This is a genomic window from Flavobacteriales bacterium (assembly GCA_016779935.1).
Taxonomy (GTDB): domain Bacteria; phylum Bacteroidota; class Bacteroidia; order Flavobacteriales; family UBA7312.
This window is the reverse complement of the sequence record JADHMQ010000005.1, coordinates 24,481-49,360: the sequence shown is the minus strand read 5'-3', so window position 1 is coordinate 49,360 and position 24,880 is coordinate 24,481. Positions and strand designations below refer to the sequence as shown.

The 24,880-nt window shown below is 34.6% G+C and carries 21 protein-coding genes and 2 tRNA genes; 11 read left to right on the top strand and 12 right to left on the bottom strand.

Annotated features, from left to right (window positions below):
• Positions 1-963: a deoxyhypusine synthase family protein gene (locus tag ISP73_04090; GenBank protein ID MBL6657767.1), complete on the top strand. Its 963-nt coding sequence runs from the start codon at positions 1-3 to the stop codon at positions 961-963.
• Between the two features lie 159 nt (positions 964-1,122).
• Here the strand turns inward: ISP73_04090 and tsaD are convergent, their stop codons facing one another.
• From tsaD to ISP73_04070, 4 genes are all read right to left on the bottom strand, one after another.
• Entirely contained in the window at positions 1,123-2,151 is a 1,029-nt protein-coding gene (gene tsaD, locus ISP73_04085) for a tRNA (adenosine(37)-N6)-threonylcarbamoyltransferase complex transferase subunit TsaD (protein ID MBL6657766.1), read from the bottom strand.
• Entirely contained in the window at positions 2,141-3,352 is a 1,212-nt protein-coding gene (locus ISP73_04080) for a bifunctional 3,4-dihydroxy-2-butanone-4-phosphate synthase/GTP cyclohydrolase II (protein MBL6657765.1), read from the bottom strand. The genes tsaD and ISP73_04080 overlap by 11 nt, the downstream gene beginning before the upstream one ends.
• Before the next feature lie 55 nt (positions 3,353-3,407).
• Positions 3,408-3,842, bottom strand: coding sequence for a DUF2147 domain-containing protein (locus ISP73_04075; protein MBL6657764.1), 435 nt, complete (start codon positions 3,840-3,842; stop codon positions 3,408-3,410).
• A gap of 187 nt (positions 3,843-4,029) precedes the next feature.
• Positions 4,030-4,491: a YiiD C-terminal domain-containing protein gene (locus ISP73_04070; protein ID MBL6657763.1), complete on the bottom strand. Its 462-nt coding sequence runs from the start codon at positions 4,489-4,491 to the stop codon at positions 4,030-4,032.
• Positions 4,492-4,593: 102 nt separating this feature from the next.
• Here ISP73_04070 and surE point away from each other — a divergent pair, with 102 nt between their 5' ends.
• The 3 genes from surE to ISP73_04055 all read left to right on the top strand — a co-directional run bounded on the left by surE (position 4,594) and on the right by ISP73_04055 (position 8,828).
• Positions 4,594-5,364, top strand: a complete 771-nt coding sequence (gene surE / locus ISP73_04065) for a 5'/3'-nucleotidase SurE (GenBank protein ID MBL6657762.1) — start codon at positions 4,594-4,596, stop codon at positions 5,362-5,364.
• Between the two features lie 280 nt (positions 5,365-5,644).
• On the top strand, positions 5,645-6,727 hold the full coding sequence (gene lpxB / locus ISP73_04060) for a lipid-A-disaccharide synthase (protein MBL6657761.1): 1,083 nt from the start codon (positions 5,645-5,647) through the stop codon (positions 6,725-6,727).
• 157 nt (positions 6,728-6,884) lie between these two features.
• Positions 6,885-8,828: a ComEC family competence protein gene (locus tag ISP73_04055; protein MBL6657760.1), complete on the top strand. Its 1,944-nt coding sequence runs from the start codon at positions 6,885-6,887 to the stop codon at positions 8,826-8,828.
• Here the strand turns inward: ISP73_04055 and ftcD are convergent.
• The gene (ftcD, locus tag ISP73_04050) at positions 8,825-10,516 is read right to left on the bottom strand and encodes a glutamate formimidoyltransferase (protein MBL6657759.1); all 1,692 of its coding nucleotides are present in this window, start codon (positions 10,514-10,516) and stop codon (positions 8,825-8,827) included. The genes ISP73_04055 and ftcD overlap by 4 nt on opposite strands.
• Positions 10,517-10,520: 4 nt before the next feature.
• On the bottom strand, positions 10,521-11,768 hold the full coding sequence (locus ISP73_04045; GenBank protein MBL6657758.1) for an imidazolonepropionase: 1,248 nt from the start codon (positions 11,766-11,768) through the stop codon (positions 10,521-10,523).
• A gap of 74 nt (positions 11,769-11,842) precedes the next feature.
• Between ISP73_04045 and aroC the strand changes: the two genes are divergently transcribed.
• The 3 genes from aroC to ISP73_04030 are packed head-to-tail and all read left to right on the top strand — an operon-like array spanning position 11,843 to position 16,113.
• Positions 11,843-12,901, top strand: coding sequence for a chorismate synthase (gene aroC, locus ISP73_04040; protein ID MBL6657757.1), 1,059 nt, complete (start codon positions 11,843-11,845; stop codon positions 12,899-12,901).
• A gap of 3 nt (positions 12,902-12,904) precedes the next feature.
• The gene (locus ISP73_04035) at positions 12,905-14,197 is read left to right on the top strand and encodes a dicarboxylate/amino acid:cation symporter (protein MBL6657756.1); all 1,293 of its coding nucleotides are present in this window, start codon (positions 12,905-12,907) and stop codon (positions 14,195-14,197) included.
• On the top strand, positions 14,197-16,113 hold the full coding sequence (locus ISP73_04030; GenBank protein ID MBL6657755.1) for a PD40 domain-containing protein: 1,917 nt from the start codon (positions 14,197-14,199) through the stop codon (positions 16,111-16,113). The genes ISP73_04035 and ISP73_04030 overlap by 1 nt, the downstream gene beginning before the upstream one ends.
• A 49-nt stretch (positions 16,114-16,162) precedes the next feature.
• Here the strand turns inward: ISP73_04030 and rplS are convergent, their stop codons facing one another.
• The gene (gene rplS, locus ISP73_04025; protein ID MBL6657754.1) at positions 16,163-16,510 is read right to left on the bottom strand and encodes a 50S ribosomal protein L19; all 348 of its coding nucleotides are present in this window, start codon (positions 16,508-16,510) and stop codon (positions 16,163-16,165) included.
• A 94-nt stretch (positions 16,511-16,604) separates the two neighbouring features.
• Complete coding sequence (gene trmD / locus ISP73_04020; protein MBL6657753.1) at positions 16,605-17,279, bottom strand: tRNA (guanosine(37)-N1)-methyltransferase TrmD; 675 nt, start codon at positions 17,277-17,279, stop codon at positions 16,605-16,607.
• A gap of 286 nt (positions 17,280-17,565) precedes the next feature.
• Between trmD and ISP73_04015 the strand changes: the two genes are divergently transcribed.
• On the top strand, positions 17,566-19,275 hold the full coding sequence (locus ISP73_04015) for a T9SS type A sorting domain-containing protein (GenBank protein ID MBL6657752.1): 1,710 nt from the start codon (positions 17,566-17,568) through the stop codon (positions 19,273-19,275).
• Positions 19,276-19,395: 120 nt separating this feature from the next.
• On the opposite strand, the gene ISP73_04010 is transcribed toward ISP73_04015, so the two are convergent.
• From ISP73_04010 to ISP73_04000, 3 genes are all read right to left on the bottom strand, one after another.
• Positions 19,396-19,479: transfer RNA gene (locus ISP73_04010), tRNA-Leu, on the bottom strand.
• 34 nt (positions 19,480-19,513) lie between these two features.
• Positions 19,514-19,586, bottom strand: a tRNA-Lys gene (locus ISP73_04005).
• Between the two features lie 87 nt (positions 19,587-19,673).
• A complete protein-coding gene (locus ISP73_04000) occupies positions 19,674-20,840 on the bottom strand; it encodes a hypothetical protein (GenBank protein MBL6657751.1) in 1,167 nt (388 codons plus the stop codon).
• Positions 20,841-20,883: 43 nt separating this feature from the next.
• Between ISP73_04000 and ISP73_03995 the strand changes: the two genes are divergently transcribed.
• Genes ISP73_03995 through hutH form a run of 3 tightly spaced genes read left to right on the top strand, consistent with a single transcriptional unit; the run spans position 20,884 to position 23,719 of the window.
• Entirely contained in the window at positions 20,884-21,687 is an 804-nt protein-coding gene (locus ISP73_03995) for an SDR family oxidoreductase (GenBank protein MBL6657750.1), read from the top strand.
• 28 nt (positions 21,688-21,715) lie between these two features.
• The gene (locus ISP73_03990) at positions 21,716-22,219 is read left to right on the top strand and encodes a shikimate kinase (protein MBL6657749.1); all 504 of its coding nucleotides are present in this window, start codon (positions 21,716-21,718) and stop codon (positions 22,217-22,219) included.
• A 6-nt stretch (positions 22,220-22,225) separates the two neighbouring features.
• On the top strand, positions 22,226-23,719 hold the full coding sequence (gene hutH, locus ISP73_03985; protein ID MBL6657748.1) for a histidine ammonia-lyase: 1,494 nt from the start codon (positions 22,226-22,228) through the stop codon (positions 23,717-23,719).
• Here the strand turns inward: hutH and ISP73_03980 are convergent.
• Complete coding sequence (locus tag ISP73_03980) at positions 23,716-24,813, bottom strand: RsmD family RNA methyltransferase (GenBank protein ID MBL6657747.1); 1,098 nt, start codon at positions 24,811-24,813, stop codon at positions 23,716-23,718. The two genes, hutH and ISP73_03980, sit on opposite strands and share 4 nt — an antisense overlap.
• Between the last annotated feature and the right edge of the window lie 67 nt (positions 24,814-24,880).

Below are 24,880 nucleotides of genomic sequence, written 5' to 3'. Positions count from 1 at the left end.
ATGAGTATTAAGCAATTTATGAATACGCACTTTAAGCATTTTAATGCCGCATCAATAGTTGATGCCTCAAAGGGATATGAAATGGCATTGGCTAATGGAAATAAAATGATGATTACTCTTGCTGGTGCTATGAGTACGGCCGAAATAGGTATTTCCTTAGCTCAAATGATTCGTCAAGACAAAGTGCATATCATCTCTTGTACTGGCGCAAATTTAGAAGAAGATATCATGAATTTGGTCGCTCATGATTTTTATAAAAGAATTCCCAATTATAGAGATTTAACCCCTCATCAAGAAGAAGAATTGCTTAATCAAGGTCTAAACAGGGTAACTGACACATGTATTCCTGAAGAAGAGGCTTTTAGAAGAATACAAACACATATTTTTGAAATTTGGCAGCAAGCTCATAGCGACAGTGTTCGAAAGTTTCCTCATGAGTTTATGTATGACCTTCTGATATCTGGCAGTATGGAGAAGTACTATCAAATCAACCCTGAAAATAGTTGGGTTTTGGCAGCTGCCGAAAAAGGAATTCCAATACTCGTTCCTGGATGGGAGGACAGTACTCTTGGAAATATTTTCACCTCTTATTGTATTAAAGGCGATCTCAGCACTTCTACCATGAAGTCGGGTATTGAATATATGCAGTGGTTTGCCAATTGGTATATCAATAATTCTCAAAATGGTATAGGGTTCTTTCAAGTAGGAGGAGGAATTGCTGGAGATTTTCCTATTTGTGTTGTGCCTATGTTGCATCAAGATTTGGAAATGGATGATGTGCCTTTATGGACTTATTTCTGTCAAATATCAGATTCTACTACAAGTTATGGTTCATATTCAGGAGCAGTGCCCAATGAAAAAATTACTTGGGGTAAGTTGGGGGCAAATACTCCAAAATTCATAGTTGAGTCTGATGCTTCAATAGTTGCACCTTTAGTCTTTGGTTGGATTTTAGATTTATAGATTTTGCAAACTTTATAATCTCTTTAAGTTAAACTTTTCAAAAATTGTTCGAAATAAGAACGCTTTGGTCCACATAGCCTAATTATTATCACGACATAATGAGTGAGTTTACAAAGCAAAATCTTCGTGCTAGTTTCAAAGTTTTTGTTGTATAACTTGCTAAACAGACATTCTTGCCTTAGCAGTTATTGACTGGTCGCAGAAATCACTTTCAAGAAATTTGAAATAAGCGGTAATAGCAATCATTCCAGCATTATCAGTGCAGTAGGAAAAAGGAGGGATATAGGTTTTCCAGTTATGTGAAGTTTCCATTTCTTTTAGTCTAGTCCTTAATCCAGAATTTGCCGATACACCGCCGGCAATTGCAATTTCAGTGATACCTGTTTCTTTGCTAGCCTTCTCTAGTTTTTTCATCAAGATATTAATGATGCTATGTTGAATTGAGGCACAGATGTCATTCCTGTTTTCGCTAATAAAATTTGGATTTTCTTTAGTCTCCTTATTAATGAAATACAAGATACTTGTCTTAAGTCCACTAAAACTGAAGTTTAGCTTATCTACTTTTGGAATGCCAAAGGTGTAGGCGGTAGGGCTTCCATCCTTAGCATATTTATCAATTAGTGGTCCGCCAGGGTAGGGTAAACCTAAAAGTTTAGCCGATTTGTCAAATGCTTCACCAGCAGCATCGTCTATGGTTTCACCTATTAAATCGAAATCAAGGGTATCATTGACTTTTACTATTTGAGTATGTCCACCAGAAACGGTTAGACATAAAAAAGGAAATTTTGGGGGATTACCGTTACCGTCTTTATCCTTTATAAAGTGTGCTAAAATATGCCCTTGCATATGGTTTACGTCTATTAGTGGAATATTATTTGCTAAAGCGAAAGATTTAGCAAAGGATACGCCTACTAATAATGACCCTAAAAGTCCAGGTCCTCGAGTAAACCCTACTGCAGAAATGTCTTTTTTATTAATACCTGACTCTTCAATAGCTTGATGTACTACTGGTATTATATTTTGCAGGTGAGCTCTGGAAGCTAACTCAGGGACTACGCCTCCATATTTTTCGTGAACTTTTTGATTTCCAATTACGTTGGATAAGATTTTACCATCTTTGATGATGGATGCACTGGTATCGTCACATGACGATTCAATGCCTAATATGATAATTGGTTTACTCATCATTTAAATTAGGCAATCGGTGTCCCATCTTATCTCTTTTGGTTTTAAGATAAAAGGCATTGTGTTCGTTGGATTCAATCTCGAGGGCAATATTTTCAACAATTTCAAGGCCATATCCAATAAGTCCAGAACGTTTTTTAGGGTTGTTGCTCATCAATTTTATTTTATGAACGTCTAAACTTCTTAAAATTTGGGCGCCAACACCATAATCTCTAGTATCTGCTTTGAAGCCTAATTCTTCATTAGCTTCAACGGTATCCCTTCCTTGCTCTTGTAATTTGTAGGCTTTTAGCTTATTCAATAGGCCAATTCCTCTACCTTCTTGATTCATATAAACAATAACGCCTTTGCCTTGTTTTTCAACCATAGACATTGCGGCTTCCAGCTGTGGCCCGCAATCGCATCGGCATGAGCCAAAGATATCACCAGTAATACAAGAGGAGTGAACTCTAACCAATATGGACTCATCTTCTTCCCATTCACCTTTAACTAATGCTAAATGGGTTTGGTTATTAGTAACTTGACGAAAAGCATGAAGTTTAAATTCGCCAATTTCTGTAGGTAGATTTACATCAATTAGCTTTTCGATAAGGCTTTCATTCTTGATTCTATAGGCAATCAAGTCTTTTATAGTGATGATTTTTAATTGATGTTTATTAGCTATCAATTTTAGCTCTGGAAGTCTAGCCATTGAGCCATCTTCATTCATTATTTCAACAATAACGCCAGCGGGGTATAGACCTGCCAATCGTGCTAAATCAATTGCAGCTTCTGTATGTCCAGCTCGGCGTAGTACACCACCCTTTCTGGCTTTAAGAGGGAAAATATGTCCAGGTTTACCTAATTCGCTTGGACGTGTATTAGGGTCTACAAGGGCTTTTATAGTTTTGGATCGGTCGCTAGCCGAAATACCTGTAGTACAACCGTGACCGATAAGGTCAACAGATATTGTAAAAGGAGTTTCGTATTCGGCAGTATTTTTACCCACCATTAACTCTAAACCAAGTTCCTCACAGCGGTCTTCTACAATAGGGGCACAAATAAGACCACGCCCATGCGTGGCCATAAAATTTATCATTTCAGGGGTTACCTTATCGGCTGCTGCCAGAAAATCACCTTCGTTCTCTCTATCTTCGTCATCAACAACGATGACTACCTTTCCAGCTTTGATGTCCTCAATAGCTTCTTCTATCGTATTTAGCATTACGAGTAATTTTGGTGCAAAGATAAGCTATTAGAGAGAAAAAAATAAAAAGTGATTAGTCAGTTTTTCTAGTCCATGTAGAAGTTTTTCCAATGAATGGAAGACTTATTAAATAACCTTCGAGCTCAAGAGTATTCTTATTAACTAGAGTGGCAGTTCCACCGTATGTTTTGCCATTAGAAGGCTTGTATATCTTCCCATCTTCCCAGACATTATCTCCTTTATATACAAAATCTTGCATAATTTTTAGCCCCATACGTTTTCTGCTTCTTAAATCCTCATCTGGATTTTCTTTATCTAACTTTGGATTGCCCTTACTGTCATTAGGCTCTTTCATCCATGTGGTTTTCCCTGAAAAAGAATCTCCTTCAGAAAATATAGTTACAACAGCGTCTTTATCAGCTGTATACCACTCACCCAAAATAGCATCAGATTGAGCAAAAGTTGATAGGCTAAATAATAGCCCAAATAATAAAGTTATAGATTTCATAATGTACTTGTTTTTCAGGCAAGTTAAGATTTTTATTTGAGGAATCAAGGGTATAAAAAAAAAGCTACCCGAGTATTTCTACTCGGGCAGCCCCTTAAAGCCATGAAAAAACTTACTTCCCTCTCCCTAATGGGAACAACAAAGATATATAAACTTTTATTTCTGTTTACTTAAAATCGAAAAAAAATTATAAATTATTTAAAGGGTGATCATATTTATTGCGGATGTATACTAGTACTCTAGATTCGGCACATAATTCATTGTGTATGTTAAACACTTTAATAGTATGCCATACTTCATGTTTTTCATTTTCTTTTAATGCAGTAATAGCATTTTCGATGTCATTTTCGCTTAGTTTAAAATCCATATGTAAATTTGATGTAGCTGTTTTAATATAATCTATCTCAGCTTTTTTTATCCAAATTAGCATCGGTATATTTTTAGAGTTGAATATTTGCCAATACATGACGGCATAAAATGGGTCTATTGCGCTGAATATACTCCCTCCAAAAATTGATTTCTGAATATTTTTATTGAGCCATGAGTATTTTACAGTAACTCTTAGGTTTTTAAATTCCTCATCGGCTTCGGCTATTTTTATTCTGTTTACTAATAGGGGCGGAAATAAATTCATTGCCCTTTTCAACATTTTTGAACTGTATCTCCTTCTCGGTATCCTTACATTTGACATAGTAGTGCAAAAATAGATGTTCTTAAGATTCTTTTGGTAATTTTGTGTTATAAACTGCAAATGATGAATAAACCCTTAATATTAGTTTCAAATGATGATGGTATTTCAGCTCCAGGAATACGCGCACTGATTGAGGTGGTGAGAGAAATAGGTGAAGTGGTTGTAGTGGCTCCTGATGGTCCGCAGTCTGGAATGGGACATGCAATAACGCTAAACTCTACTTTGAGGTGTGATCAAATTCATATTGATGATGGACCACAAACTGAGTATGCGTGTTCTGGCACACCTGTTGATTGTGTTAAATTAGCTGTAAGTACAATATTGGATAGGAAGCCCGATTTGTGTGTTTCTGGAATTAATCACGGTTCGAATTCATCTATTAATGTAATATACTCTGGTACAATGTCGGCAGCTGTTGAGGGGGCTTTAGAAGGTATTCCGTCAGTAGGCTTTTCACTTTTAGATTATTCGCATGATGCAGATTTTTCAGCTTCTAAAGAAGTGGTGAAATCTATTGTGAATAAGGTGCTTAAGAAAGGTCTGCCTAAGGGTAGTTGTTTGAATGTAAATATTCCAAAGCTACCTTACAATGAAATTAATGGGTATAAAATTTGTAGACAAGCAGATGCAAATTGGGTAGAAGATTTTGATGAGAGAAAAGACCCAACGGGAAGGACATACTATTGGCTTACGGGTTCCTTTCAAAACTTCGATAAAGGAAATGATACGGATGAATGGGCGTTAGCAAATGGGTATGTGTCAGTAGTGCCGGTAAAGTTTGACATTACAGCACATGAGACCATACCGTTCTTAAAAAAATGGGAGTTATGATTAGAGAATCCTTATTTTGGAAAGGGAGTGTATTGGGGTTGATTATACCAACTTTGGCATTCGTTGTATATTCAAATATTAAAATGGATGGCGATATGTTTGCCTTGTATTATCAGTTAAAGGCTTTGGACATACATATTCATGTGTTGAGTCTTTGTACCTTTCTAAATCTCATTCCATTTTTAATTTTTATAAGGGCAAATCGAGAGAAGCCTGCTCAAGGAATTTTGATGACTACAATAGTTTTAGCGCTATTCATTTTAATCAATAAATTATTGTTTTGACAAACTATTACTTCATAGTTGGAGAGGCATCAGGAGATTTGCATGCTTCAAACCTCATTAAAGAACTTGTAAAGCTTGATGAGAAAGCATCTTTTAAAGGTTTTGGTGGGGAACGCATGCAAAAGCAAGGATTAGAGCTTACTAAGCATTATAATGAAATGGCTTTTATGGGGTTTTGGGAGGTCATTAAAAATCTATCAGCTATTAGAAGAAATTTCAAACAAGCTAAAAAAGAGTTGCTTGAATTTAATACTAATGTATTAGTCCTTGTAGATTACCCCGGTTTTAATATGAGGATGGCTAGCTTTGCAAAACAGTACGGAATTAAAGTGGTTTACTACATTACGCCACAGGTATGGGCGTGGAAAGAATCACGTGTCAAAAAGCTAAAACGTGATGTAGATTTGCTATTGCCCATTTTGCCTTTTGAACAAGCGTTTTTCGCTAAACACAATATTGACTCCACCTTTGTAGGGCATCCTCTTTTAGATGCTTTCAAGGATGTTGACAGTAGGAGTGTGGAGTCAGATAAACCCATCATAGCACTTTTACCAGGTAGTAGAAAACAAGAAATTGGCGCCTCACTTCCAATCATGATGAAAGTGGTAGAGTCCTTTGAAAATTATCAATTTATTATTGCTGGTGCCCCCTCTATCTCAGTAGAGTTTTACAGAAAAATTACGGGTGATTCTTATATCCCAATTCTTTCCAATCAAACTCATGCTCTATTGAAGGAGTCAAAGGTTGCTATAGTTACGTCTGGCACAGCCACACTAGAGGCTGCTATACTCAAAGTACCTCAAGTAGTATGCTATAAAACATCTGCTTTTTCCTATTTCTTCGGTAAGCTTTTGGTGAAAGTAAAATTTATTTCATTAGTCAATTTAATAGCTAACAAAGCGGTCGTTAAAGAACTAATTCAAGACGATTTTAATACTGAAAATTTAGTAAAAGAATTACAATTTCTTTTAGATAAAAAGAACACTTTAAAAATCATTGATGACTATAACGAAATTATTGATAATCTTGGAAGCGAAGGGGCATCAAAACGCTCAGCTAAAGCTATAAGTCTAGTTTAGTTTTAGTATTTTGTGGCTTTAAATAAAAGCCATGCATTTTTGGAATTCACTTCCTTTATTCCGCCTTGTAATACCCTTTATTTTTGGGATTATTTTTTCATACTCTCTGTACACTCAGTGGACTTATCTTCTCATTCCTTTTTTGTTAGTGCTTTTAATGATTGTTCATTCTTTCGTTAAAAGTTTCAGTTTACGTTGGCTTTTTGGAATTATCTCCTCATGTTTATTAGTTGTGTTTGGACTGTGTATAGTGCAATATTCTTTGGATAAAAATGAAGATTCTTACTTTGCTCATTTTTTAAATGATGATAGTATACTATTGGTTGAGTGTATTGAGGAGCCTATTGAAAAAGAAAATAGCTTTAAAGTTTTATCAAAAGTTATTTCAGTTGATAATAAGCCTACAAAAGGTGTTTTATTAATTTACTTAGAAAAAAGTATAGACTCTTTGAAATATGGGGATAGGATATTAATATCATCAAAGCCTAATGAGATTCAGTTGCCCTTAAATCCTCAGCAATTCAATTATAAAAAACATCTTAATGTCAGAAATGTTACTCATCAAGTTTATATTTCTTCAACTGACTTTAATCTACTAAATGGTGCGTGGGGTAATAAGATTATTAAGTGTGTAAATAATATTCGTAATAAACTCGTAGCTATATTATCTCAAAGTGAATTGAATAGCAATCAATTGTCGGTATGTACAGCTTTACTTTTGGGAGATAAATCAGAAATGAGTCAAGAGTTAAAGCAAACATTTAGTGAATCGGGTGTAATTCATGTTTTAGCTGTTTCAGGGCTTCATGTGGGGATTATTTTTCTTTTGATAAACAAGTTATTGATGTTTATGAATAAAAAACAGATTTTAAAATTACTAAAAGTGTTAATTCTGTTGTTTTGCCTTTGGTCCTATGCTTTTATTACTTCTTTAAGTCCATCCGTAATGCGAGCAGCAACCATGTTTAGTTTTATTGCAATAGCAGATGTCATGCAAAGGCGAACAAATATTTACAATACTCTAGCGGCTTCGGCATTTTTGTTGCTTATTATAGAACCTTCCATGATTTTTGAAGTAGGCTTTCAATTATCGTATTTAGCTGTTTTGGGAATTGTGTCTATTTATCCTAAAATTTACCCTCTTTTACTTTTTAAATCAAAATGGATTGATGCACTTTGGCAATTGATTTGTGTTTCTCTGGCAGCCCAAATTGCAACTTTTCCTTTAGGGATATATTATTTTCATCAATTTCCTAATTACTTTTTATTGGCAAATATTTTAGTTATTCCTCTAATACCACTTATTATATATTTTGGTCTTTTCTATCTATTGATGTTTGATTATGCCTTTGTAAGTGAGCCAGTTTTACTTATTCTAAAATATTTTCTGAATATTTTATTTGTTATTTTAGAGGGTATACAAGAATTACCCCAAACAATATCTTCATTTTTATTTTTGCAGGCTTATGAGGTTGTAATTTTTTATGTTGCAATTGGCTTTTGCTTGTTATTTATTTATTTAAAAAGTTCAAAATATTTAATATTATCACTACTGTGTATTGTTCTTATGCAATTTTCTCATTGGAATGGACAAAAAAATCGAGAGAATAGGTCGCAATTAGTATTTTACTCTGTCAATAAGCATACTGTGTTTGGTCTTGTAGAAAAAGACAAAGCTCTTTTCTTGGCAAATAGTGAATTAATTAACAATCAAAAAAGTCAAAAATTTAATTTACATAATCATTGGGCATTCCTTAAGCTAAATGAGAGAGAGCTTGTAGATTTAGACTCTAATATTCAAAGTCAATATGTTTGGAAAGAACAGTCGCACATTCAACTAGCAAACCAAAAACTACTAATAGTTGACCATAATTTTGAATTGAAGTCTATAGATAATCCAATAAAATTAGACTACTGTATCTTGTCTGTTGACTTTCCTGTTACTAATATTTTAGAGGCTTATCAGCCAAAAACTATTATCATTGACTCTAGATTGCCATATTATGTAGCACGTAAAATAGAAGATGAATGTAATGCGCTTCAATTGAGGTACCACAATCTTAAAACAGATGGTGCTTTGGTGGTAAATTTGATGAACTAGATTTTACCCTCTGTCATTTTCATTATGTCGTTTTCTAATGCTGTTGCTTTATCAATAATAGCTTGTCCTTTCTCAATAATGTCGTTTACAAATAGCTTGTCCTCACAGTCGCCACAATTGATTTTTACATTCAGAAATGCTCCTCTAACAGCCGTTCTAGCACATAAAGCACCAACTGCAGCATCTGTAACAGAATTTGGGTTTCCAATGTCTGCCATAGCCTTCATAACCTGCATAGAATCATAAGCTGTTTCCATTACTTTAAATGGTGTGAGTATAGCAAACTTTGTAGCATCTTGGATGGCTTTTTGGCGTAATGCTTTTTCTTCAACACTATCTTTTGGAAGTCTAAAGGCTTCCATAATTTTATTGAATGCATTGGTGTCTTCGTCTACTAATCTTAGCAACTCATTTTGGTATGCAATTCCTTTTTCAGCCCAATCTGAAAACTCTTCCCATCTATCATCCCAACCTCTTTTGTGTGCTGATAAATTAGCTACCATTGTACCTAGTGCAGCACCCATAGCGCCGCAATAGGCAGAGATAGAACCACCGCCAGGAGCAGGGCTTTCACTTGATGTTTCGTTAGCAAAATCTACTAAGTTCATGTCAACCAATTGCTTAGTGGTGCCCTCTAGCATATATTCGATTACTCTTTCTTCTAATATGAATGGAGATAATTCATCAAGACCAAGTGATTTTACTGCAATCTTCATGATTTCTTTTTCAGAAATACCTATAGAACGTTGTTGTTTTTTTAGAAAATGCACTCCGGCATCTATTAATACCTTTTTCGGTACTAAACCAACTAATTCAGAGCCAGTAACTCTTAAACCTCTAGCTTGTGAGCGTTCACAAGTTTTATCAAAAACCATGTGAAGAGGTGATACATTAATATTAGTGAGGTTGTATGAGATTTGTGCTACTCCATATTCTTCAATAAACCAACCAATACCTTTGACGTGTTTGAATAAACCTGGCTGTCTGATGGGTTCACCATTTTCGTCTTTTAGTAATTTTCCGCCTGGATTATTATTTTCTCTTAAAAACCGTCCAGCTTCACGTATATCGAAAGCAATAGCGTTTGCTCTTCTGGTAGAAGTGGTATTAAGGTTAATGTTATAAGCGACTAAAAAATCCCTGGCTGATATAGCAGTTGCTCCAGAACGAGCCACTGAATCGTTAAATTCAGCCGGTCCAAAGTCAGGTTTCCAGTTAGTATCAACAAGCTTTTGTTTTAAGCCCTCGTATTCTCCAGAGCGACAGTTTGCTAAATTTCTTCTTTTCTCTTCATTTGCTGCATTTTCATAGCAGTAAACAGGAATATTAAGCTCATTGCCAACACGTTCGCCAAGTGTGTGTGCCCATTTGGCCGTGTCTTCCATAGAGATATTAGCTATTGGCACAAGTGGACAAACGTCTGTAGCCCCCATCCTAGGATGTTCTCCACTGTGCTTGCTCATGTCAATTAAAGATTGAGCTTTTTGTATGAGTAAGAATGCAGCGTCGATGACTTGTTGAGGTTCACCAACAAAAGTGATGACAGTTCTATTAGTAGCTTTTCCAGGATCTACATTCAGTAGTTTTACACCATCTATTGTTTCAACAATAGAAGCAATTTCATTTATTTTTTTTGTGTCTCTTCCTTCAGAAATATTAGGAACACATTCGATAAGTTGTCTTTTCATTGTGTTAGGATTGTAGTTGTCCGTTAATCATTATTTTATCAATATGCTGATGCCCAAAAGAATAAGGTATAAAAACATATGAGCTTATTGGTTTGGTAATAAATAGATTTGCTTTTTTGCCAATGGCGATGCTTCCTAATTCTTTGCTAAGCCCCATAGCGTAAGCAGTATTAATAGTTGTAGCGTTGATTACTTCTTCTGGAGTCATTCCCATCCGAATACAGCCTAAAGAAGCTACAAAATTCATGTTTCCACTAGGACTAGAACCTGGATTGTAGTCTGTAGCTAGAGCAACAGGCATTCCTTCATCCATTATTTTTCGTGCTGGACCATAAGGGATACCTAAAAAGAATGAGCAAGAGGGTAGGAGAGTAGGCATGCATTTGCTGCCTTTTAAAGCATTAAAGTCGTTGTCGTTCATTATTTCTAAATGGTCTACAGACAAAGCGTCGTGCTTAACACTAGCTTCTACACCACCTAAAATAGTGAACTGATTTACATGGGTTTTAGGAATTAAACCCCATTTTTTTGCTTCTGAGAGCAAGCGTTCAGTGTCCTCAACTGAAAAATACCCCTCTTCACAGAATATATCAATGTACTCTGCTAAATTTTCCTCAGCTACACGAGGAAGCATTTCATTTATGATTAGATTAAGATAATCTGATTTTCTATCCTTAAACTCTTGCGGGATAGCGTGTGCACCTAAAAAAGTAGCTTTTATTGTTAGCGGACTTAATTCATTTAATTTTCTGATGACTCTTAGCATTTTCAGTTCAGCATCTACAGTAAGCCCATATCCACTTTTAATTTCTATAGCACCTGTACCCATTTTCATGATTTCATTGGCACGTTTTAGGGCGCTTTCTAATAGATCTTCTTCAGAGGTGTTTTGAAGTTTTTTTGCAGAGTTTAAAATACCACCACCTTTGGCAGCAATTTCTTCATAAGTGGCACCTTTTAGGCGTTGTTCCCATTCGTTTTCTCTATTCGCTGCAAATACTAAGTGGGAATGACTGTCACAATAGGAGGGAAAAACCATACCATCATTAGCATCTATTATCTCAGTATTATTCCAGTCATCAATGCCAGTCCAATCTTCCATGCTTCCAAAATTAGAGATGATGCCATCCTTAATTTCAATGTAACCATTTTTTATAGTTTCTAATTGAGCCATATCTTTGCCTGCGACCCATTTTCTAATCGAATGTTCAACCTGAACAATCTCTTTTATATTTTTAATGACTGTTATCATGTGTTTAAATATCAAGCGAAAATACAAAAATAGACCATTTATGCCTGCTTGTAATTTGCTTATATTTGTAGAATATGAATTCAATAGGACGATTATTTCGTTTGACAACTTTTGGCGAATCGCATGGCGATTCCATTGGGGGGATTTTAGACGGTTGCCCTGCAGGTTTATCTATAGACTTTGATTTTATACAGTCAGAACTAGATAGAAGAAAGCCAGGTCAGTCTGCCATTACTACTGAACGAAAGGAAAGTGATATTGTCCACTTTCACTCTGGTATTTTTGAAGGAAAAACAACTGGAACGTCAATTGGCTTTAGTATCGTCAATTCAAATCAAAATTCTAAAGATTATTCTCATCTAAAAGATTCTTACAGGCCTTCTCATTCAGATTTTACCTACTCTAGTAAATACGGTTTACGAGATTACAGAGGAGGAGGGCGTTCTTCGGCTAGAGAAACTGCCAATTGGGTAGTTGCTGGTGCATTAGCCAAGCTTTTACTTTCTCAAGTAAAAATAAATGCTTACGTTTCTTCAGTTGGTCCAGTATTTATAGATAAAAACTACAGTGAACTTGATTTTTCTAACATTGAAAATAATCATGTTAGATGCCCTGATGAAGAAACAGCTCAGAAAATGATAGAACTAATTGAGAATATGAAGTCTGAAGGAGATACTGTTGGTGGCGTTATAAGTTGTGTTGTTCAGAACGTTGGAATTGGTCTTGGAGAACCTATTTTCAATAAACTTCATGCTAATCTTGGTCATGCGCTCTTATCCATAAATGCAGTTAAGGGAGTAGAGTTTGGGAGTGGTTTTTGCTCTTCAGAAATGAGAGGTAGTGAGCATAATGACTTGTTTAATACAGATGGAACTACCAAAACTAATCGCTCAGGAGGTATTCAAGGTGGAATAAGTAATGGAATGGACATTTACTTTAGAGTTGCTTTTAAACCTGCGTCAACCATTATGCAAAGCCAACAAAGTATAAATAATACTGGTAAAGAAATAACTTTAGATGCAAAGGGAAGGCATGACCCATGTGTTGTGCCAAGAGCGGTGCCAATAGTTGAAGCAATGACGGCTATGGTTCTTGCAGATTTCTATTTGCTTAACAAAACTTCTAAATTATAATTAATGAAAAAACTGGCTCTACATTGGAAGATAATTATCGGAATGGTATTGGGTGTTGTTTACGGTTTGGTGGCTGTAAAATTTCAATGGGTTGATTTTACTGATTCTTGGATTAAACCATGGGGAACAATCTTTATTAATTTACTAAAACTAATTGCCGTCCCTTTAATTTTGGCATCATTGATTAAGGGGATAAGTAGCTTGAGTGATGTGTCCAAATTATCTAGAATAGGGGGTAAAACAATAGGTATTTATTTAATGACAACCTTGATTGCAGTTACTTTTGGTTTAATTCTTGTGAATGTTGTTCAGCCCGGAAAGTCCTTTTCTGAAGAAAAAAGAATTGAACTTAAAGAGCAATACGCTTCCAATGCTGCTTTAAAAATTCAATCAGCTGAAAGTGTGAAAGCTGAAGGTCCTCTTCAGTTCTTAGTAGATATTGTACCTAATAATTTCATTCAGGCTGCAGGTAATAATAGAAATATGTTACAAGTGATATTTTTCGCTTTACTGTTCGGAATTGCTATGGTGATGTTGCCTAAAGAAAAAACATCTACGGTTAAATCATTTTTTGATGGAGTTAATGACATTATTCTTCAGATAGTAGACTTAATAATGTTGGCAGCTCCTTATGGAGTATTTGCCTTAATTGCTGGTCTAGTGGTCGATTTTGGTGGTTCTGCCGAATTATTTAAAGCCTTAGGTATCTACTCCATTACAGTTGTTATAGGTTTATTATTAATGATTATGTTAATTTATCCTCTCGTCTTACGTCTTTTTACGCAGATTAATTATTTTGATTTTTTCAAAGGCATTGCTCCGGCACAAATGTTAGCTTTTTCTACAAGTTCAAGTGCGGCCACATTGCCAGTGACAATGGAACGGTGTGAAGATCATCTAGGAGTTTCTGAAGAAGTTTCATCCTTTGTTCTTCCATTGGGAGCAACAATAAATATGGATGGAACATCTTTGTATCAATCGGTGGCAGCGGTATTTATTGCGCAAGCCTTTGGTTATGATTTGGATTTAGGACAGCAAATGACAATTGTATTGACAGCTACCCTAGCGTCAATTGGCTCAGCTGCTGTACCTGGTGCTGGTATGGTAATGCTTGTGATTGTACTTAGTTCTATAGGTATCGACCCTGAAGGCATTGCTTTAATTTTTGCTGTAGATAGGATATTAGATATGTTGAGAACTGTAGTAAATGTTACAGGAGATGCTACCGTAGCAACAGTTGTTGCTGCGACAGAAGGTCAGCTTAAAAAAGTTACTGATAAAGAATTAATGAGCTAATGAGATTATTACTATTGTTAATGTGTTGTTCAACACTGCTTTTTTCTCAAGAAAATTGCAGTATTGAAGTAAACCCTAACCCTAAAAAAAACTACAAGAAAGCTAAGCGATTGGCTGAAGACCGTCGTTTTTCTGAATCAACGAAATATCTTAAAAAGGCAATTAGTGACCAGTCTGATTATGCAGACGCTTATTACTTACTTGGTAAAATTTATTTCCTCAAGGAAAATTTTGAAAAGGCTAGAGAGAATTTTGAGCTAGCAATAAAGTATTGCCCAATGTATTCACCATCGGTTTATTCATCATTAGCAGAGATTAATTTTGATAATAAACAATTTCAAAAATCAATTCAGTATTATGAAAATTTTTTGCAATTTATGGGTGTTGACGAAGAGAAAAAAGCGGATGCTAGAAAACAGATTAAGTTAGCTGCATTTTATCATGAAATATATTCTAACCCAGTGCCTTTTAGTCCGACGCCAGTGTATGGTATTTCTACGTCTAGTGATGAGTATTTATGCGCTATGTCTCCAGATAATGAAACCTCTTATTTCACAAGGCGACATACCAAGCAGAAAGTAGGGATGCTGAGGCCGGAAACGGTTGAAGAATTTACGTTTTCAAAGCTTCAAAATGGACAGTTTCAAAAGGGCGTTGAAATGCCATACCCTTTTAATATGAGGAAGAATGAAGGGGGACCATCACTGTCAATAGATAATAGAGAGCTTTACCTTACTGTGTGCTCTAATGAAAAAGGCTATAATAATTGTGATATTTACTACACCTATATGAAGTATGAGAATTGGACAGAGCTTCAAAAGTTAAAGTTCCCAATTAACAAGCCTTATTGTTGGGAGTCTCAGCCTACCATTTCATCCGATGGCAAAACACTTATTTTTAGTAGTATAAGACCTGAAGGTAAAGGAGGAGCAGATTTATACAGTGTTACTAAAGATAATGAAGGGAATTGGGGCGAAATAGTTTCTTTACCCATTAATACAGAAGGGAATGAGAAGTCACCCTTTCTGCATCCAGATAGTGAGACTTTATACTTTTCGTCTGACACTCATTTAGGTTTGGGGGGATTAGATATTTTTTACTGTAAAAAGGACAGTGCTGGCAAATGGTCTAATCCAATAAATATTGGTTATCCAATAAATACCGAACAAGACGACCTTGCTTTTTTTGTAAGTACTGATGGAAAAACAGCTTATTTTTCTTCGAATAAATTATCAGGCGTTGGAGGATGGGATTTATACCAGTTTTCTTTGTATAAGAAAGCTAGACCAGAAAAAATCATGTTTTTAAGAGGCGAAGTGAAAGGAGAACATGATGAGATGTTGTTTGATGCGATTGTTGAGGTAAAGTCTATTAAAACGAATAAGGTGCAACAGATTGAAGTTAATCAAGAATCTGGCGAGTATGTAGGAGTAGTTACAGTCGATAATGATGAAGATATAATAGTTACGGTAAAGAGTAAAGATTATGCCTTTAATTCCCAGTATATATCTTCGGAGAATATTTCCTCAACACCTCAAGATTTTAATTTTGATATGCAAGCCATTGAAGAGGATAAGGCTTTTAGAATTAATAATATCTATTTTGATTCAGATGCTTTTGAGTTAAATGAGCAAGCAAAAATTATCCTTAACAGTTTTATAGATTTTATGGATTTCAACTCTACTATTGAGGTGGCTATACATGGTCATACGGACAATATTGGTGACGAATTGTCCAATCAGGAGTTATCAGCCAAAAGAGCAAAACAAGTTCATGACTACTTAATAGATGGTGGTGTTCCTGGTGAAAGATTAACATACAAGGGGTATGGTGAAAGTAAATCACTAGTACCTAATGATTCAGAAGAGAATAGGGCCGTCAACAGAAGAACAGAATTTTATGTGGTGAAGAAATAAAAAAAACCTGCAGAATGTGCAGGTTTTGGATTGATAAGAAATATAATTATTATTTTCTCTTTTCTTTAATTCTTGCTTTTTTACCAGTAAGTCCTCTTAGATAGAATATTCTAGCTCTTCTGACAGCACCTTCTTTGTTTAGTTCAATTTTCTCAACAGCTGGTGACGATATAGGGAATATACGCTCAACACCAATACCATTAGAAATTTTACGAACCGTAAACGTCTGGTTGTTCATGTGACCTTTTCTTTGAATAACTACACCTTTAAAAAGCTGTGTTCTTTCTTTTTCACCTTCTTTAATTTTGTAGTGTACGGTAATAGTATCACCAGCACTAAAATTAGGGAGGTCATCACCCTTTAAAGTTTCATTTTCTACGTATTTTATCTGTTCCATTGCGGTAATGATTTATTCGCTTTCCCAAATGGGTTTGCAATATTACGATATAATTTTAAATAAAGACCTCTTTTTTTTAGTAAAAAAATTGAATCTAATCTAATAAGTCGGGTCTTCTATCTTTAGTTGATTTCATCGCTTGTTCATGTCGCCATTCTTCAATTTTTGGAAAGTTTCCTGAAAGTAAGATTTCCGGGACTTTCCAAGAATTGTATTCAGCAGGTCTAGTATAAACCGGTGGGGCTAGCAGATTATCTTGAAAAGAATCGGTTAAGGCTGATGTTTCATCAGAAATTACGCCTGGAATAAGTCTAATAATACTGTCGCATAATACAGCAGCAGCAAGTTCGCCGCCAGTAAGCACATAATCGCCAATTGAAATTTCGTGAGTAATTATGTGATCCCTAATGCGTTGGTCTACACCTTTGTAGTGCCCGCATAGAATAATGATGTTTTTGAAAGTAGAGAAGTGATTTGCAATTTTTTGATTTAATCTGTTCCCGTCAGGTGTCATATAAATAACAGCATCATAATCTCTTTTGTTTTTTAATTTGTCAATGCAGTCGGCAATAGGTTGAATACACATTACCATACCGGCACCACCACCAAATTGATAATCGTCAACTTTATTGTGCTTGTCTGTTGAATAAGAGCGTATGTCATGAAGTTTGATTTCAACAATATTTTTGTCAATTGCTCTTTGCAAAATCGAATGCTCAAAAGGGCTTTTTAAAAGCTCTGTATGTATACTTAGTATATCAATTCTCATGCCTCAAATTTACAATAAATACAGTTAGGGTGGTGATATTCTTTAGACTTAAAAATCAATATTTTTTTATACTGACAAAATGTCAAAACAAATTTATATAAAAATTAAAATCAATATTATATGTAATTTATATAAAGTTTTAATATCTTATCTTTTTTGCTAAATATAGTGTATTATAAAATACTTTGAAGATGTAATTTTTCATATAATTTAACTTTTGATAAATCATTATTTATGCTTACTTTCGTATGATAGTTATCATTAACTTTTTAAAGCCATTTAAATCATGAAAAAATTATTTCTTATCTCGTCATTGTTGCTAAGTATGACAATGGTCTTTTCTCAATCTGCCTATATTGGTGCTTGGGAACGCACAGACGCTTCAGGTAATTTAGAATACTTAGAATTTGATTCTGACTCTATGTATATTTTCACGTATAGCTCTCCCATATCGTGTTATCTCGTGTCATCATTTTCTTGTTCTGATTTAGGTGGAGGTGTAATAGGTGTAATTGTGTCTGGTAATACCGTAAACATGCCTTATACAGTAACTTCCTCAGATATTACCATTGATAATTTTATGAATTCTTCACAACAGGTTGTATGGAATTCATCAGTAGTTGTTACATCAGCATTAAATTTGTGTAATGCACCATCTCCTCCTCCTGCTAGTATTATAGGACAGTGGACTAACACAGATACAACATTTATCAATATTACTTCAGATAGCGCTTTCTTTTATGAATTTAACAATGGGTGCTATAGTATTTCGACTTTTAGTTATGTCGATAGCGTTCAGGGTTTGATAATTGCAACCACCGGTGGACAAAGTTTTCCAGTATATTACACCTTTAGTAATAATGATTCTACGGTAACTTTTTCATCGCCACTTGATACCACTACATTTCATCTGAATTCATTTGATATTTCATTATATTCAATGTGTGATACTGTTCAGTATATTGGAAATTGGACCAATAATGATACTACATTTTTAGATATCACAGCCGATAGTGTTTTTTATTATGAGTTTAATAATGGGTGTTATACTAAAGTAGCATTCCATTATACAGTTTTAGGTGGCAATACAATACAAATAAATTTTAATGGACAGTCAATTCCATTAACTCTCAATTTAAGTTCTAATGATTCAGTTTTGACTATGGAGTCTCCTATTGATACAACTGTATTTTACTTAAATTCATTTGATATAAGTCAATATACACCCTGCACTTCCGCTTGGGCATGTTTTCCTGGAAATGGTTGTACGGAGTTTCCATCTGGGCCATATGCAACCCTAGCTGAATGTATAGCTGCCTGTGATAGTTCTTCAGGAAATAATAGTTATTCTTACAAAGATATGTGGAAAACTATAGATTCAATTTTCAGATATGTACATATAACTAATGACTCAATATTCATATATCAATTTGACTCAACAGATTGCTATACATATAGCTCTTTGATTTATACAGACATTGGTAATAATGAATTACAAGTTGCTACAGTTATCACTTCAACATATACTTTTAACAGTAATGGAGATTCGATGAATTTAATTATTACTGGAGTTGGGAATTACGAAATGGTTAGGGATTCTTTTGATGTTAATTCGTGGGTTAAGTGTACATATAATTGGAAATGTAATCCAACAGGATGTGAAGATGTTGGCTTGAATAATGGAACATTTCATTCTGAGTCTGATTGTCAGGCTTCTTGTACACCTGATACCTCAGGCTCGGATACTACTACCATTAATGAATATGATTTAAATGTGTCTATATATCCTAATCCGTTTAGTGAGTACACAACATTATCCTTAAGTTCTAATGTTGTTAGTTCCCAACTTATAGACTTGACTGGTCGGCTTGTTTATGATAAATTAGTTGAAAATCAAATCGAATATTTATATAAGAACCAATTAAAATCAGGGGTATATATGCTCCATTTGATAGGAGAGAAGGGTAGTAATTTCGTAAGACTATTGATTGAATAGATGTATATTAGTTTAGACAAAAAAAGCCGAGCAATTTTACTCGGCTTTTTTTGTTATAATAGATGTTGCATAGAATTAAGAAAACCTTCAACTCTACTAGAGAAGAAGGTTTAAAAAATGTGCCCAGAATGGGACTTGAACCCATACGCCCGTAAGAGCACAGCCCCCTCAAGACTGCGTGTCTACCAATTTCACCACCTGGGCATCAACTAAAAAACCCGTGAAAACGGGTTTTTAGTGACCTGGCTGGGGCTCGAACCCAGGACCCTCTCCTTAAAAGGGAGATGCTCTACCAACTGAGCTACCAGGTCGGCTTAAAATTAAGGATGCAAATATAATTGCATTATTTCAAACTGCAAGAATTTAAATTAAAAATTTAAGCGAAAAAATTATCCTAATTACTGAATGGTTTTGCAACGTTCAAACTCAGCATTTTCATTAAACAATTTTCGATAGGTTTTTAAAACCATATACTTGCTTGTCCCAAGGTTTTGAACAATCTTTATCATCTTGGGATTAAAGTCGCCAATCCAAGTGATTATGAGTTTTTTGTATTGAACGCTATCTGAGTCAAATTGATTCTTAACGGCCATAATTAGAGCACCTTCTAGGCCTTTCTTTTGAAATTCTGGAGCAACACCAAAAGCTAAGCCAAATACAGTATCACATGTTCCTGTCCATTTATGATAAAGAAATTTGAGTTTTCCTAACCAATTAAGTTTTCCATTAATGTGTTTAAATATCTGATTAAGTTCAGGAAGGGCAATGAAAAAAGCGATAGGCTCGTTTTTGTAATAGGCAAACCAGATAAGATTTTCATCCATAATTGGTTTCATTTTCCTCATTATGGAACGAGCCTGAGAGGCTGGCATACCTTTAAAATTACTGTGAGTTTTCCAAGCTTTATTGTAAACCGTTCTAAAGTCTTCAGCGTAATCGAACATTTTACTCTTTTCTAAATGTCGAAATGTGAAGCCTTTATCCTGTAAAATTCGTTCAGAACGGTCTCTGTATTTTTTTGGGATATCATCAATTATATCTCTGCAATACATGAATTGCTCAAAATACGTTAAAAAACCATAATCCTCAAAAAGTTGCTGATAGTAGGGCGGGTGATAAGGATTTGCATAAATAGGAGGGTTTTCAAAACCTTCTACTAATAGACCCCAAAAGCGGTCTCTTTCTCCAAAATTTATCGGGCCATCCATGGCTTCCATTCCTCGTTCTTCGAGCCATGTTTTTGCAGTATTAAACAATAATTTTGAGGCATTTGTATCATTTATACATTCGAAAAAGCCAACTCCACCAGTAGGTTGCTTTTCACTGAAAGCCTTTTTCTTATTAATAAATGCTGCTATTCTTCCAATATCTTTGCCCTTATCATCTTTCAATAACCAGCGTATAGCTTCACCATGTCTAAAAAATTTATTTTCTTTTTTTGAAAAAACAGATTCAATATCTTTTTCTAGATGAGGAATCCAATTTGAATCGTTTTTGTAAATTTCAAATGGAAGCTGATGAAAACGCTTTATAGTATCCGAAGTATTTACTTGAATAATTGTCATTAAAAAAATGTTTATTTGTAATAGCAAATTAAGCTGAAAATAAATGAAAAACAAAGTGGTCATTGTTACTGGTGCATCTTCAGGGATTGGAGAATCTTGTGCGTGGCGCTTTGCTATGAAAGGCAGTAAGGTTGTTTTAGCGGCGAGAAACTCTCAGAAATTAGAAGAGATTAGTATAAAGATGACTGCCAAAGGATTTACTTCTTTAGTGGTGCAGGCTGATGTGAGTGTTGAAGAAGACTGTAAACGATTAATCAATGAAACCATAAATGCATTTAATGGAATAGATGTACTAGTTAATAATGCTGGAATTTCAATGCGTGCAATTCTTGAAGAAGTTGATTTGTCAGTTATCAAAAAAGTAATGGACGTTAACTTTTATGGAACAGTCTTTTGTACAAAATACGCTTTGCCTTTTTTGCTTGAGTCTAAAGGTTCTGTTGTTGGGGTTTCTTCTATTGCGGGATATAAAGGACTTCCTGGAAGAACTGCTTATTCAGCCTCAAAATTTGCAATGCAAGGTTTTTTAGAATCATTAAGAATTGAAAACCTTGAAAAAAACTTACACGTACTAATCGCTTGCCCTGGATTTACGGCTTCAAATATTAGAAATACAGCTCTATCGAAAGATGGAGGAGTTCAATCAGAAAGTCCAAGAGATGAAAAATCAATGATGTCGCCAGACGAAGTGGCAGAAAGAATATATTTGTCTGTAGTTAAAAGACAAAATTCGTTAGTCATGACAATTAATGGAAAACTTACCGTATTTTTGAACAAACTTTTACCAAGTTTAGTGGACCGATTAGTATTTAACCATTTAAAGAAAGAACCTAATTCACCTTTTTAATCCTTACAAACCTTAAAATAATTCTATAATGACCATTTTCTTAGTAGGCTACATGGGTAGCGGAAAAAGTACCTTAGGGCAAAAACTTGCATATAACTTAAAACACGACTTTATTGACCTTGATAAATATATTGAGGAGCAAGAAGGCCGAACAATCAAAGAAATATTCGATGAGGATGGCGAAGATTATTTTAGAAAATTAGAGCGATTATATCTTCACAGAGTTATTGATACAGAAGATACTGTTATTTCAACTGGTGGTGGTACTCCATGTCATTTTGATAATATGGAGCAGATGAACGAATATGGAATGACAGTGTATATAAATATGCATCCAAAAGCGTTAATCCCAAGATTGCAGAAGTCAGCTGTATTAAGACCTCTTATTGAAGGACTTGAAGGTGAAGAATTACTAGATTATGTGTACAAAACACTAAGAGAACGAGAAGGTTTTTATCACAAGGCTCAAAAGGTAGTTACAGGCTATAACCTAAATGCAAAAAAGCTACAGGAATATTGCTTAGAAGAATAGAATGCGATGCACGAAATCAGTAACAGACATTTATCTCTGAAAGAAATTCATCAAATAATTCATAATCAAGAATTATTGGTGCTTTCACAAGATGTTATTGATAAAATTCAAAAATGTAGAGATTATCTTGATTCCAAATCAAATGACAAACAACCCATTTACGGAGTAAATACGGGTTTTGGATCATTGTGCAATGAGCCAATCTCTCAGGAAGACTTAAGTCAACTTCAAATCAATTTGGTATTATCACATGCTTGCGGCTTCGGAGAAGAAGTCCCTTGCAATATTGTTAAGTTAATGCTATTCCTTAAGATAAAATCATTGTCTTACGGTCATTCTGGTGTACAAGTGGAAACGGTTCAACGTTTGGTAGACTTTTACAATAACGATATTCTTCCTATTGTTTTTCAGCAAGGCTCATTAGGAGCGTCTGGTGATTTAGCACCTTTAGCTCACCTTTCTTTACCTCTCTTAGGTTTGGGAGAAGTATACTTTGAGGGTAAGAAGCAAGACTCATCTGTCGTTTTAGAAAAAATGGATTGGAAGCCAGTTTCTTTGAAGTCTAAAGAAGGTTTGGCACTGCTTAATGGTACGCAGTTCATGAATGCCTATGCAGTAGAATGTTTGTTAAGAGCGTATAAAATTTCATATCTAGCTGATTTAATAGGTGCAACATCACTTGATAGTTTTGACGGACGTATAGAGCCATTTAATGCATTAGTACACTATATACGACCTCATAAAGGGCAATTAGATACTGCCAAAAATGTCTCTGAATTTCTGTCAGAAAGTGAGTTGATAGAACAGCCTAAGACTAACGTACAAGACCCTTATTCGTTCAGATGTATTCCGCAAGTTCATGGTGCTACCAAAGATGCTCTTCGACATGTTGAGAATACGGTAGTTACGGAGATGAATTCCGTAACCGACAATCCTAATGTATTTGTAAATGAAGATGAAGTCATTTCAGCTGGTAATTTTCATGGACAACCTCTAGCATTGACGATGGACTATATGGCAATAGCAATCTCTGAATTAGGTGCTATTTCAGAAAGAAGAACATATTTATTGATCTCTGGGCAGAGAGATTTGCCCCCATACCTTGTTAAGAATCCAGGTCTTAATTCAGGTTTCATGATTCCGCAATATACTGCGGCAAGTATTGCTAGTCAAAACAAACAATTATGTACTCCAGCCTCTGTAGATAGTATAGTCTCTTCAAATGGACAAGAAGACCATGTAAGTATGGGAGCCAATTCAGCGACTAAACTACTTAGAGTTATAGAAAATACTGAAAGAATTTTAAGTATTGAGTTGATGACGGCTTCTCAAGCATTGTCTTTTAGAACATCAAAATCATCATCATTTATTGAAAACTTAATGACGACATTTAGAGAAGATGTACCTATTGTTGAAAATGACGACATTATGCATGAACGTATGAAAAAGTCCTTAGGTTTTATTCAGTCTTTGGGTATTGAAGAGGATATTCTTTTTTAGATTTTCTCACAAATCAGAACCTTCTTTTTTTCATCAATTAGAGTGGTGGCAAATAAATAATTACTCCCACCATCTTTAATTCCAATTTTTTTACGAATATCATTTACTGTCAAAGGGAAATTTCGTCTAGTAATATTGGCTTTTTTATCTTTTAAAAGTGGTAAAATATCTTTTTTAGAGAGGCTTGAAATATGTTTTAATTTGAACATTCTACCTGGAAAATCATTAATTATAAGATCTGAAGTGTATAAATGACTATTCTTATGAATTTTTTTAAGATTAAATTGATTCGCTATAGAATTGAAGGCTCCTGCTTTTAAAATGCTCACATTAGGCTCATAAATGTATTTAAGAGGGGTGGAGTAAGAACATTTTTCATTTTCATCTTCAAGGTTGAATTCAAAAGATATCTGTTTTGTTAAATCAGTACACTGTATTTTGATATAACCTTCATTATCTTGTTCTAATAGAAATAGTAGTTCTTTACATTCATTATTTACTGCTACTACATGAACTTCTTTGATATCAGAGATTTGATTCAATACTTGTTTAATATCAAGTAAAGGAGCTGTTTTTAACAATACCATTTTTCCTTTTGAAAGCAGTAAGTCGAGGTGCTCAAGAATATTTGGAGTGTAATCTTTTAGTTGAATAACTTTTTGTTTAGAAGAGTTTCTTCTCGAGGGGTCAATATATATGAGGTCAAACTTATCATTTGATGTGTTGAGGTAGTCAATTCCATCAGTTTTAATGGAATGTATATCTGCTGATAGTTGCTTGAAATTGTGTTGAACTATATATTGTAATTCAGTATCCATTTCACAATGAATGCCACCTTCGAAAGATTTACTAATAAAAAAAGAATCCACACCAAAGCCTCCAGTTAAATCAATGAATGATTTGCCTTTTACTAGTGTGGATTTATACTTTGCCGTGAACTCTGACGAACATTGCTCCATACTGATTTTAGAAGGATAAACTATGTTCTTTTGATTATGCCATGACGGAATTTTTGAAAGAGCAATGCGTTTTCCATGAAGTTGGTTGGCAAATACAGATTTATCTATATCTTTTTGCTTGGAAATAGAAAACACTATTTTATCAATGGAATTGGTGTAGTTTTTGGAAACAAAATCAATCCAAGACGATTGTCGTAAAAAG